At 34.4% G+C, this 13251-nt stretch carries 11 protein-coding genes; 9 read left to right on the top strand and 2 right to left on the bottom strand.

Annotated elements, in window-relative coordinates; all coding sequences use genetic code 11:
- Window positions 1-19 precede the first annotated feature (19 nt).
- Window positions 20-1807, bottom strand: a complete 1788-nt coding sequence (gene rho / locus AC9UEH_RS05635) for a transcription termination factor Rho (RefSeq protein ID WP_509529398.1) — start codon at window positions 1805-1807, stop codon at window positions 20-22.
- A 183-nt stretch (window positions 1808-1990) separates the two neighbouring features.
- Between rho and AC9UEH_RS05630 the strand changes: the two genes are divergently transcribed.
- Complete coding sequence (locus AC9UEH_RS05630; RefSeq protein WP_509529396.1) at window positions 1991-2404, top strand: DUF4293 domain-containing protein; 414 nt, start codon at window positions 1991-1993, stop codon at window positions 2402-2404.
- A gap of 205 nt (window positions 2405-2609) precedes the next feature.
- Here the strand turns inward: AC9UEH_RS05630 and AC9UEH_RS05625 are convergent, their stop codons facing one another.
- Window positions 2610-3104: a metallophosphoesterase family protein gene (locus AC9UEH_RS05625; protein WP_509529393.1), complete on the bottom strand. Its 495-nt coding sequence runs from the start codon at window positions 3102-3104 to the stop codon at window positions 2610-2612.
- A gap of 248 nt (window positions 3105-3352) precedes the next feature.
- Between AC9UEH_RS05625 and truA the strand changes: the two genes are divergently transcribed.
- The 8 genes from truA (at window position 3353) to AC9UEH_RS05585 (ending at window position 13150) form a co-directional block, all read left to right on the top strand.
- On the top strand, window positions 3353-4087 hold the full coding sequence (truA, locus tag AC9UEH_RS05620) for a tRNA pseudouridine(38-40) synthase TruA (protein ID WP_509529391.1): 735 nt from the start codon (window positions 3353-3355) through the stop codon (window positions 4085-4087).
- Window positions 4088-4123: 36 nt separating this feature from the next.
- Entirely contained in the window at window positions 4124-5878 is a 1755-nt protein-coding gene (locus AC9UEH_RS05615) for an ABC transporter ATP-binding protein (protein WP_509529389.1), read from the top strand.
- Window positions 5879-6040: 162 nt separating this feature from the next.
- Window positions 6041-7429, top strand: a complete 1389-nt coding sequence (gene lpdA / locus AC9UEH_RS05610) for a dihydrolipoyl dehydrogenase (protein WP_509529387.1) — start codon at window positions 6041-6043, stop codon at window positions 7427-7429.
- Between the two features lie 145 nt (window positions 7430-7574).
- Window positions 7575-8927: a DEAD/DEAH box helicase gene (locus AC9UEH_RS05605; protein ID WP_509529385.1), complete on the top strand. Its 1353-nt coding sequence runs from the start codon at window positions 7575-7577 to the stop codon at window positions 8925-8927.
- Window positions 8928-8987: 60 nt separating this feature from the next.
- Window positions 8988-10916, top strand: a complete 1929-nt coding sequence (locus tag AC9UEH_RS05600; RefSeq protein ID WP_509529383.1) for a BatA domain-containing protein — start codon at window positions 8988-8990, stop codon at window positions 10914-10916.
- Window positions 10913-12166 carry a dihydroorotase gene (locus tag AC9UEH_RS05595; RefSeq protein ID WP_509529381.1) on the top strand — a complete coding sequence of 418 codons (1254 nt, stop codon included), beginning with the start codon at window positions 10913-10915 and terminating at the stop codon, window positions 12164-12166. The genes AC9UEH_RS05600 and AC9UEH_RS05595 overlap by 4 nt, the downstream gene beginning before the upstream one ends.
- A 7-nt stretch (window positions 12167-12173) precedes the next feature.
- Window positions 12174-12500 carry a hypothetical protein gene (locus AC9UEH_RS05590; protein WP_509529379.1) on the top strand — a complete coding sequence of 109 codons (327 nt, stop codon included), beginning with the start codon at window positions 12174-12176 and terminating at the stop codon, window positions 12498-12500.
- A 2-nt stretch (window positions 12501-12502) separates the two neighbouring features.
- On the top strand, window positions 12503-13150 hold the full coding sequence (locus tag AC9UEH_RS05585; RefSeq protein WP_509529376.1) for an alpha/beta hydrolase: 648 nt from the start codon (window positions 12503-12505) through the stop codon (window positions 13148-13150).
- Window positions 13151-13251: the final 101 nt, after the last annotated feature.

The following is a 13251-nucleotide window of genomic DNA, read 5'->3' as shown; positions in this document are numbered from 1 at the left end:
TTTCCTTCTATTTTGAATTCTAATTGTTCATAGATATCAAAAATTCTTCATTGTTTTTAGTTTTCTTAAAACGATCATTTATAAAATCCATTGCTTCGATTGGGTTCATATCCGAAAGGTATTTTCTCATAATCCACATGCGTTGCAATGTTTTTTCATCTAAAAGCAAGTCATCACGACGCGTACTTGATGAAGTCAAATCAATAGCCGGAAAAATACGTCTGTTAGCAATTTTTCTATCCAATTGCAATTCCATATTTCCAGTTCCTTTGAATTCTTCAAAAATCACTTCGTCCATTTTAGAACCTGTTTCTGTTAATGCGGTAGCAATAATACTTAGAGAACCGCCATTTTCAACATTTCTAGCAGCTCCGAAGAAACGTTTTGGTTTTTGTAAAGCATTAGCATCTACACCACCACTCAATACTTTTCCAGAAGCAGGCTGAACAGTATTATATGCCCTTGCCAAACGGGTAATTGAATCTAATAAGATCACAACATCGTGACCGCATTCTACTAATCGTTTTGCTTTTTCAAGTACAATATTTGCAATTTTAACATGTTCTTGTGGCTCTCTATCAAATGTTGATGCAATAACTTCTCCACGAACACTGCGTTGCATATCGGTAACTTCTTCGGGACGTTCGTCAATCAAAAGAACAATCAAATAAACCTCAGGATGATTCGCAGCAATTGCATTTGCAATGTCTTTCAACAACATGGTTTTACCCGTTTTTGGTTGTGCCACAATCATTCCACGTTGTCCTTTTCCAATTGGAGAGAATAAATCTATGATTCGAGTTGAAATAGTACTTTGTTTTTCAGCCAATCTGAATTTTTCCGATGGAAAAACAGGTGTTAAATGCTCAAATGAAACTCGGTCTCGCACCACTTGTGGGTCGTGACCATTTATTTTTAATATACGAACTAAAGGAAAGAATTTTTCACCCTCTTTTGGAGGACGAACAACTCCTTTAACTGTATCTCCTGTTTTTAAACCAAATAATCTAACTTGAGACGTTGATAAATAAATATCATCAGGAGAAGCCAAATAATTATAATCTGAAGAACGCAAAAAACCATATCCTTCAGACATCATTTCCAATACTCCTTCGCTTTCTATAATTCCATCAAATTCAAAATCTGAATGTCCAAAATTACTTTTCTTTGCTTTAAAATTTGGATTTACATTCCCATTTGGTCCTTGATTTGCATTAGGATTCTGATTTGGGTTTTGTTTTTGATTAGGGTTTTGGTTGGGGTTTTGTTTTTGATTCGGATTTGTAGAATTTTCAACCGATGGATTTTCAGTAACCCAACTTGGCATACTATTATCAATTGGAAGTGAGGTATTTTCTTGAATATTGCTTTCTACAGCTGCTTTTGCTGCAACTTTAGCTTCAAAATCAGCTTTTTTAAACTTAATTACCTTACGTTCTTTTTGCTCAATTTCAATTGGTTCCTTAGAATTTTCATCAGAAATAGTAGCCTGATTATCCTTTTTTTCGGAAACTTCCTTCATTTCTTCCACTGAAATTTCTGCAGGTTCTGAAAATAACGAAATAGGCTCTGATTTTTGAACAATTAGCTTTTTATCAACAGTCATTCTAGCCCTTTTGGGCTTAGCTTCAGTACCGTTATCAACTTGAGAGTTGGAACTATTCGTTGAATTTGATGCTTGAATTTCTAAAATCTGATTGATTAAACTTTCCTTTTTTACACCCGTTGTTTTTGTAATATTTGCTGCTTTCGCAATTTCTTGAAGCTCAGAAAGCTTCATTTCTTTTAGTATAGAAATTTCAAACATAAAATGTTATTTGAATTTAGTTGTTGAGGAATAATGATAAAGAATGTGTGATTTTTGTATAAATGAAATCTCCAAAGGATGAAGCACTTACGCATTTGCTTTGCAATAATACAAATAATATTTAATAATCATAGTGTTTTTTTTAAAATAAAATAATATTTTTGTTTTTTACATTTTAGAATTATGATTCAAAGAATTCAAACCATCTATTTATTAATTGCCTTAGTAATTTCTGGAGTACTTCCGTATGTATTTCCCTTGTGGACTTTGAGTGACGGAAAGGAATTTCACTTTATGAGCGATGCTACTTATACGATTCTTTTTGGTTTAACAACTACTCTGACTTTGGTTAGTATTATGTATTTCAAAAAAAGACAACATCAATTTGTAATTAACAGATTGTCTATCATATTGAATTTAATTTTATTAGGATTATTTGTATATCGTTCGCTAAATTTATCTGGAGAAACTATGGTGGTTTCTGAGAAAGGTATTGGGATGTTTCTTCCAATTGTTGCTATCGTTTTTTTGGCATTAGCCAATAAAGCCATCAAGAAGGATGAAGATCTTGTAAAATCTGCTGATCGTTTGAGATAAACCTATAAACTTAGTTTATTAATGCGAAGAAAAACCTGAACGAAAGTTTGGGTTTTTTTTCGTTTATTATTTTTTAACGGCTAATATCGCAAAGGTTTTACGCAAAGTTCGCAAAGAAAAATCTGTAAATCATTGGCTATTATCTCTATCATCTCTTCGTCTATCATCTTTCATCTAATATATCTTCATCTGTCATCTTTTTTCTTCACCTCTTCCCTATTTCCACAATTTCCAAATCCTTAATTTTATCGCCATCAATCACAAATCGCAACATCGTTCGCATTTGGTGAAAACCACTAATTCCAGCCGCTCCCGGATTCATGTGCAACAAATTATTTTTCTTGTCAAACATAACTTTCAATATATGAGAATGCCCACAAATGAATAATTTCGGAGGATTTGTAGCCATTTCAACTTTCAAATTTTGATTGTATTTCCCCGGATAACCGCCAATATGCGTAATCCAAACATCCACACCTTCACACATAAATCGGTTGTGCAAAGGAAATTCCATTCGGGCTTTATCATCGTCAATATTCCCAAAAACACAACGCAACGGCTTCAATTTTTTGATGGAATCCGTAACAACCAAATCTCCAATATCGCCCGCATGCCAAACCTCATCGGCAAGATGAACGTATTTCAAAATCGTTACATCAATGTGACTGTGCGTATCAGAAAGCAAAAGTATTTTTTTCAAAATTGTTTTTTTTGGAGCTATTTCCAGCTTTCCGCTTCAATCCACGCAAAAAAGCGTGGGATTTCCGCTGCAATCTGGGCTAGGATTTTGTGGTAAAATTAAACATTCCAATTCCAATTAAAAAATCAAATTCAACCTTTGTACCTTTAACTATTTGCTTCCAATTCAAATTAACATTTTGTTACAAAATCAAATTAAAAAAATCCTACTTTAATAAGTATCTTTGCAACTTTGAAAACCATCAAACTTTGCGCTACTTCATAAAATTGGCATACAACGGAACTAATTACCACGGTTGGCAAATTCAACCGAATGCTTCGTCTGTACAAGAAACTTTGAACACCGCACTTTCTGTAATTTTGAATTCTGATATTAGTATAATGGGAGCCGGGCGAACAGACACTGGCGTTCATGCTAAAGAAATGTTTGCTCATTTTGATTACGAACCTAAATTTGAAACAGAATTTATCGTTCATAAACTCAATTCCTATCTTCCAAAAGACATCGTGATTTTTGAAATTTTTGCTGTTTCTGATGAAGCGCATGCCCGTTTTGACGCAAAAAAAAGAAGCTATCAATATTACATTTCCACCTATAAAGATGCTTTTTCACAAGATGGGAGTTGGTATTACCACCAAAATTTAGATATCGATTTGATGAATCAAGCAGCACAATTGCTATTAAATCACAACGATTTTCAATGTTTTTCAAAGGTAAATACCGATGTAAATACATTCAATTGTACTATTTCTGAAGCCTATTGGATCCAAGAAAACAACCAATTAATTTTTACCATTTCCGCCGATCGCTTTCTTCGGAATATGGTTCGCGCAATTGTGGGAACGCTCGTAAATATTGGTTTACACAAAATATCATTATCCGATTTTAATACCATTATAGAAAATAAAAATAGAAACGAAGCAGGATTTTCCGTTCCAGCACAAGGTTTATATCTCACAAAAATAGAATATGATTATGTATAACGGAATAGCAACTTGCCTAATCGCAGTAACAAAAATATGAAAGCTACCGCATTCGATACTACCGTTTTCAAACGGATTTTAGAATATGCCAAACCTTATAAAATGAGGTTCAACGGCGTAATTCTATTTGCAATATTTTTATCGATATTTGCTGCTTTACGCCCGTATCTATTGAAACTAACCGTTGACGACTACATAAAAACCCACGATAAAAATGGACTTTTATGGTATGTGACTTTAATGGGAATTATCCTTATTCTTGAAGTACTATCCAACTTTTTCTTCGTGTATTGGGCGAATTGGTTGGGACAAGACATCGTGAAAGACGTACGTGTGAAACTCTTCAAACACATGCTAAGTTTCCGAATGAAATATTATGACACAGCGCCTGTTGGTCAATTAATTACGCGTTCGGTTTCGGATATGGAATCTATCGCTAAAATTTTTAGTCAAGGTCTTTTTATGATTGGTAGCGATTTACTGAAAATGGTAGTAATTCTTGGCTTTATGCTCAAAGAAAACTGGCGATTAACTTGTATCGTTTTTGTAGCAATGCCCATTTTGGTCTATATCACCAGAATATTTCAACGAAAAATGCAAGTTTCCTTTGAAGAAGTTCGAAACCAAATTGCCAACTTAAATACGTTTGTGCAAGAACGTGTTACGGGAATGAAAATCGTGCAACTTTTTAATCGAGAAGATACCGAGTTTGAAAAATTCAATGACATCAATGCCAAACACAAAAAAGCGTGGATAAAAACCATACTTTACAACTCTATCTTTTTCCCAATTGCAGATATTATTTCCTCTTTTACGCTCGGTTTCATTGTGCTTTATGGAGGTTTTAGGATATTAGATGGCGACAACTCAACCTCTTTTGGAGATATATTTTCATATACCATGTACATTGGAATGCTATTCAATCCTTTGCGTCAAATTGCAGATAAATTCAACGAAATGCAAATGGGAATGATTTCTGCCAACCGTGTTTTTGAAATTTTAGATACCAAAGAACACATCCAAGACATTGGAACAATTGAAGCCCCAATTTTTGAAGGCGAAATTGAATTCAAAGACGTGCGTTTCAGTTATATTGAAAATGAAGAAGTCATAAAAGGAATTAATTTAAAAGTCAAATCGGGTCAAACCATCGCTATTGTTGGTGCTACAGGTGCAGGAAAATCAACGATTATCAACCTACTAAATCGGTTTTACGAAATCAATAGCGGAACTATTTTTGTTGACAATCAAAACATTCACGACTATACTTTGAATTCCCTTCGAAAACAAATCGCAGTCGTTTTGCAAGACGTTTTCCTATTTGCAGACACCATTCTGAACAACATTACACTCAATAATCCTGATATTTCAAGAGAACAAGTAGTGGCAGCAGCCAAAAAAATTGGAGTGCACGATTTTATTATGAGTTTGCCCGAAGGCTACGATTATAATGTGAAAGAGCGAGGCATAATGCTATCTTCGGGACAACGCCAATTGATTGCGTTTTTACGAGCGTATGTCAGTAATCCGAGTATCTTGATTTTGGACGAAGCCACTTCATCAATCGATATGTATTCTGAAGAATTAATACAACGTGCCACCGAAACCATCACAACGGGACGAACTTCAATTATCATCGCACACCGATTGGCAACCATCATCAACGCCGATAAAATTGTAGTTATGGATCAAGGAATTATTGTAGAACAAGGAACGCACCAAGAATTATTGAGTCAAAAAACAGGGTTTTACAAGAATTTATACGATTCTCAGTTTATATTAAATACATAAATATTGATTTGTACAATAAGCAATAACTAATTGTACTTTTGCTATTATCAAATAAAAAAAAATTCTTAAATTCGCATCAGAATTTTAACATAGAAATACACTAAAATGATACGAGCTTTTGCGACTGCATTTTTACAACTAAAAAAATAAACACATAAAAAAATGAAATACGATATTATAGTTTTAGGAAGTGGTCCTGGTGGATATGTAACCGCAATTAGAGCCTCACAATTAGGGTTCAAAGTAGCTGTTATCGAAAAAGAAAACTTAGGTGGTGTATGTTTAAATTGGGGTTGTATTCCAACGAAAGCATTACTAAAATCAGCACAAGTTTTTGATTACCTGAAGCACGCTTCCGATTATGGTTTGACTGTTTCATCATTTGATAAAGATTTCACCGCCGTTGTAGGACGTAGCCGAGGAATTGCTGACGGAATGAGCAAAGGTGTTCAATTCCTAATGAAAAAAAATAAAATTGATGTGATTGATGGTTTTGGAAAAATGAAACCTGGGAAAAAAGTTGCCGTTACAGCAGCCGATGGAAAAGTAACCGATTATGATGCCGATCATATCATTATTGCAACAGGAGCGCGCTCTCGCGAATTGCCAAACTTGCCACAAGACGGTGTAAAAGTAATTGGATACCGACTAGCAATGACATTAGAAAAACAACCAAAATCAATGATTGTGGTAGGTTCTGGAGCTATTGGAGTTGAATTTGCACACTTTTATAACGCAATGGGAACAGATGTAACCATCGTTGAATTCCTTCCAAATATTGTTCCTTTAGAAGACGAAGACATTTCTAAACAAATGGAACGTTCGATGAAAAAAGCGGGCGTAAAAATTATGACCAATTCCTCCGTAGAAAGAATTGACACTTCAGGAGCTGGCGTAAAAGCGTATGTGAAAACCGCAAAAGGAGAAGAAATTCTTGAAGCCGACATCTTACTTTCAGCTGTGGGAATCAAAACCAACCTTGAAAACATTGGATTAGAAGAAGTTGGAATTGCAACCGACAGAGATAAAATTTTGGTAAACGATTTCTACCAAACCAACATTCCTGGCTATTACGCTATTGGCGATATCGTTCCAGGCCCAGCATTGGCGCACGTTGCATCTGCCGAAGGAATTACTTGCGTAGAAAAAATCGCAGGATTGCATGTCGATCCTATCGATTACGGAAATATCCCAGGTTGTACGTATGCAAGTCCAGAAATTGCTTCCGTAGGATTAACCGAAAAACAAGCAATTGAAAAAGGATACGAAATAAAAGTGGGTAAATTCCCATTCACCGCATCAGGAAAAGCAAAAGCTTCGGGAACACCAGATGGATTTGTAAAAGTAATTTTCGATGCCAAATATGGCGAATGGTTGGGCTGCCACATGATTGGCGCAGGCGTTACCGATATGATTGCCGAGGCAGTTGTAGCCCGTAAATTGGAAACTACAGGACACGAAATTCTAAAATCCATTCACCCACACCCAACTATGAGCGAAGCAGTTATGGAAGCCGTAGCCGAAGCTTATGGCGAAGTAATTCACTTGTAATACTCGAAATAAATTTCAATATCAATCCGTTTTGTGAAAGCAAAGCGGATTTTTTAAATACTATTTTCTATGAATTCCACCTTTGAACTTTGGAAACTTTTTGTACCCGTCTAAAAAACCTATCTTTGCAGCAAATTTACATTTTATGACTACTTTCGAGCAATTCAATCTTCCAAAATCGGTTCAAAAAGCAATTGACGATTTAGGATTCGTGACGCCTACTCCAATTCAGGAAAAATCTTTTTCTGTGATTATGTCAGGGCGCGATATGATGGGGATTGCGCAAACGGGTACGGGGAAAACTTTTGCGTATTTGTTTCCTTTATTGAAATTATACAAATTTACTCCAACCGATACTCCGAAAATTGTAATCCTAGTTCCTACGCGGGAATTGGTGGTGCAGGTTGTGGAAGAAGTGGAAAAATTAACGAAATATATGTCGGTGCGAACCATCGGGATTTTTGGTGGTGTGAATATCAACACGCAAAAAAAATCGGTGTACCAAGGAATTGATATTTTGGTGGGAACACCTGGACGAGTAATGGATTTGGCTTTGGACAGCGTAATCCGTTTTGACGATACACAAAAATTAGTTATTGATGAATTTGACGAAATGTTGAATTTGGGTTTCCGAGTTCAATTGACTTCAATTTTGGCAATGATGACGAGAAATAAACGTCAAAACATTCTTTTTTCGGCTACAATGACCGACGAAGTGGATGCGATTTTGAATGACTTTTTTGATTTTCCTGAAGAAGTTACGCTTGCTGCATCGGGAACTCCGTTAGAAAACATCAAACAAATTTCTTACGACGTTCCGAATTTTAACACGAAAGTAAACCTATTAATTCATTTGCTTGAAACCGATGAATCAATGGAACGCATCTTGGTTTTTGTGAACAATAAGAAGATTTCGGATATGCTTCACGAGCGAATTGAGGAACATTTTGACGGACAATTTGGGGTTATTCACTCGAATAAATCTCAGAATTATCGTTTGAGTACGATGGCTTCATTTCAAGAAGGAAATTTGAGAGGAATTATTACCACCGATATTATGGCGAGAGGTTTGGATATTTCCAATATTTCGCACGTTGTGAACTTTGAAGCGCCCGAAATGCCTGAATTATATATGCACCGAATTGGTAGAACGGGTCGTGCCGATGCTACGGGAACCGCCATTAGTTTTATTACGCCACGGGAAGAAGATTTCAAAAATGAAGTGGAAGAATTGATGGGACAAGTGCTTGAAATAGTTGAATTTCCTGAAGTTGTAGAAATTTCATCTAAATTAATTGAGCCTGAAAAAGACAAACAACCGATTAAGTTTTTGCTTAAAAAACCAAAATTAGACGGTGACGGTGCTTTTCATGAAAAATCAAAAAAGAATAAAAAAGTAAATCTTGGAGGACCATCAAAAACCAAAAAGAAAGTTTCGGGTTCTGTGAATAGAAATATGCTTAAAACGAGAGATAAAAAACGAAAAGACAAGAAATAATTCTTGATTGATACTTGATAATTGATAATTGATTGCTATTTTTGACAAACGCTAATTAGAATGCAATTTAAACATCCAGAAATACTCTATTTCCTCATATTACTGGTAATTCCAATCCTGGTTCATTTGTTCCAATTAAGACGTTTCAAAAAAGAATATTTTACGAATGTTCGCTTCCTTAAAGAGCTTTCAATTCAAACTCGGAAGAGTTCAAAAATCAAAAAATGGTTCCTTTTAATTACGCGAATGTTGTTGTTGGCAGCAATAATCATAGCCTTTGCACAACCATTTTTTCAAGCCAAAGACAAGAAAAATGCTACCAATGAAATGTATATTGTTTTAGACAATTCGTTTTCAATGCAAGCAAAAGGTAAAAAAGGCGAACTTTTGAAACGTGCCGTTCAGGAATTATTAGAAAACACTCCAGAAAAACAGACTTTTTCATTGATTACCAATTCGGAAACGTTTTGGAATACTGATATAAAATCGATTCAAAAAGAAGTTCAAAATCTTACCTATAGCGCTTTGCCATTTCAACTTGAAAGCGCTATGGCAAAAATAAAATCTCGCAAAACGCCGTTCAACAAAGACGTAATTATTATTACAGATGCTGTTGGATTGAAACAAAAACAATTGAAAAGCATCGATTCCAATTTTAATACGTATTTTATAAATCCTGAAGCGGAACAGAAAAATAATATTTCAATTGACAGTGTTTTTATCCAGCAAAACTTAAATGATTTTTATGAAATTGGCGTAAAATTGAATTCCTACGGCGAACAAAAAAATGCTATTCCAATTGCTTTGTACAATGAAAATAAGCTGATTGCTAAAACCTTAGTGAAATTTGAAACCCAAGAAAATACTATCAATTTTACCATTCCTAAAAAGGATTTTAACGGTTATGTTTCTATATATGACGCCAGTTTATCGTATGATAATACGTTCTATTTCAGCATTTCAAAACCAGAGAAAACCAATGTAATTAGTATTGGAAAATCAGAAAAAAACAGCTTCCTAACACGGATTTATACCGTTTCGGAATTCAATTATTCCAATTCAACAATTGAAACTTTGGATTACAATGCCATTGAAAAGCAAGATGTAATTGTGTTGAACGAAGTAGAGAAAATCCCGCAAGCTTTGGAAACCAACCTAAAATCATTTGTTGAAAAAGGCGGTAATTTGGTTGTAATTCCTTCCAATGAAAATGCAACTTCTGATTTGAATCGCTTTTTGGGATTTTTCGGAAAAATCCAATTTGGAGCTTTGCAAAACACCAATAAATTAATTACGAAAATTGCCTTTCAACATCCATTGTTCCAATCGGTATTTGAGAAAAAAATAGTCAATTTTCAGTATCCAAATACGAAACAGTCTTTTGAAATAACAAGTCCAAATCCTCCCATATTGAGTTTTGAAGATCAGAGTGTATTTTTAACCGCTTTGCAAAACCAAATTTCAGCTGTTTATGTATTTTCGGCGCCTTTAAACAAAGTAAATTCTAATTTTCAGAATTCACCATTGATTGTTCCGATATTCTATAATATGGCGCAAAACGCACAGAAAACAGGCGTAAATGCGATAACAATTGGTGAAAACCAACCGTTTTTAGTGGCTACCAATTTATCAAAAGACGAAATTATAAATGTGAAAAATACATCCGAGAAATTCATTCCAATTCAACAAATCTTGAATAACAAAGTCAAACTTTTATTCAACGATTATCCAACTGTTGCAGGGAATTTTGGAGTTTACAAACAAGATGATTTCATACGAAATATCAGTTTTAACTACAATCGATCTGAAGGAAATCTAGCTTTAGCCAATAGCAATTTATTATCCGATTATAAAGTCGTAAACTCGGTTGATATTGTATTTAACAGCTTACTTTCAGACCGAAGTAATAATGAAATTTGGAAATTGTTTGTTCTATTAACCCTATTATTTTTAGCTTTAGAAATAGTAATTCAAAAATTTGTAAAATGAAACTAATCATCCGAGAAGCGAGAATTATTGACTCAAAAAGTCCTTTTCACAACCAAATTGTGGATGTGAAAATTAATGAAAGAACTATTGAAAAAATTGGAACTAATCTTCCTCAAGAAATTGGTTTTGAAGAAATACAACTTGAAAACCTTCATCTTTCTGAAGGCTGGTTTGACAGTAGTGTTTCGCTTGGAGAACCAGGTTATGAAGACCGAGAAACCATTGCTAACGGACTTAATGTTGCAGCAAAAAGTGGTTTTACTGCAATTGCTTTGCAACCCAATTCCTACCCAATTATTGACAATCAATCTCAAATCAATTTCGTGAGAAATAAAGCCAATGGATTTGCAACAGAATTATTTCCAATTGGCGCCTTCACAAAAGAAAGCGAAGGAAAAGATATGGCGGAATTATTCGATATGAAAAATGCGGGAGCAGTTGCTTTTGGGGATTACAATAAAAATACTGACAATGCCAATCTGCTGAAAATAGGATTGCAATATGTTCAAGATTTTGACGGATTGCTACTTGCTTTTTGCCAAGATGCAACCATAAAAGGAAATGGAGTTGCGAATGAAGGCGTTGTTTCTACGAGATTAGGATTGAAAGGAATTCCAAATTTAGCCGATGAACTTCAAATGTCAAGAAACCTGTTTTTATTAGAATATACAGGTGGAAAAATACACATTCCAACAATTTCAACAGCAAAATCGGTTGAATTAATTAAAAATGCAAAAGCCAAAGGATTGAAAGTTACTTGTAGTGTTACCGTCCATAATTTGGTTTTAACCGATGAAAAATTAGATGGTTTTGACACCCGATATAAAGTTTCACCGCCTTTGAGAACCGAAGCAGACCGAAAAGCTTTATTGGCAGGAATTTTAGACAATACCATCGATATGATTACTTCAGATCATAATCCGATAGATATTGAACATAAAAAAATGGAATTTGATGGAGCCAAAAATGGGACAATCGGTTTAGAAACTGCTTTTGGAGCGTTGACGACAGTGCTGCATTTTGAAAAAGTAATTGAAAAATTAACCGCTGGAAAAAGTACATTTAGCATTGAAAACGCAACAATAAAAGAAGGTTCAATCGCAAATATTACACTTTTTAATCCAAAGGAAACTTGGACTTTCAACAAAGAAAATATTTTATCAAAATCGAAAAATTCTGCTTTTATTGGAATTGAAATGAAAGGGAAAGTTTACGGAATTTACAATCAAGGACAATTAGTTTTAGCTTAATAATAGTATGGAAAACTCAGTAGAAGAAGGGAAAATAGCCGCTATAACAAGTTACGTATTAGTAGTTGGCGTTTTTATAGCAATGTCGATGAACAGTGAAAATAAAAATTCATTTGCATCGTTTCACATTCGTCAAGCATTAGGAATTTCATTGACTTTTATTTCTTTGGGATTAATAATTTGTAATTTTGACAGCCTTATGATTTCAGCGCCAATGTGGATTTCTGTTTCTGTTTTATGGAGTTATGGGATTTTCAGCGCCATAAATGGAACTACAAAACCAATACCTTTATTGGGTAATTATTTTCAAAAATGGTTTAAAAGCATCTCATAAATATGGAATTATCATTAGTTTATCAAATTCGAGAACCAAAAATAAAAGCTGACAAAAACCCATTATTGTTGCTATTACACGGTTACGGAAGCAATGAAGCCGATTTATTTTCGTTTGCTGCAGAACTTCCTGACGAATATTATGTGGTTTCGGCACGAGCACCTTATGATTTGCAATATGGAAGTTATGCGTGGTACGCCATCAACTTTGATGCCGATCAGAATAAATTTTCAGACCACGACCAAGCAGTAATTTCAAGAGATTTAGTATTGAATTTTATTGATGAATTGATTGCTAATTATCCAATTGACGCATCCAATATAACGTTAATTGGCTTTAGTCAAGGTTCTATTTTGAGTTATTCAATTGCACTTTCTTATCCTGAAAAAGTTCAAAAAGTAGCTGCTATGAGCGGTTATTTAAACTTAGATATAATTAAAGAAAACTATCAAAATAATGATTTTAGCAACTTGAAAATATTTGCTTACCACGGAACGGTTGATCAAGTAATTCCTGTGGATTGGGCACGAAAAGCACCCGCTATTTTAGAAAGTTTAGGAATAAAAACTACCTATAAAGAATACCCAATTGGTCATGGAGTTTCCCCACAAAGTTTTTATGATTTGAAAAACTGGTTGTTAGAAAAATAAACTGCCTCGGGGCAGAGCCCCAGAGGTATTAGTGAAATAACGGCCACAGATTCACAGATTTTCAAAAATCTTTTTTAATCTGTGAATCTGTGGCAAAAAAA

The organism is Flavobacterium sp. (assembly GCF_040402835.1).
Lineage (GTDB): Bacteria > Bacteroidota > Bacteroidia > Flavobacteriales > Flavobacteriaceae > Flavobacterium.
The sequence above is the reverse complement of the archived record's forward strand: the minus strand, read 5'-3'. Positions and strand labels throughout refer to the sequence as shown.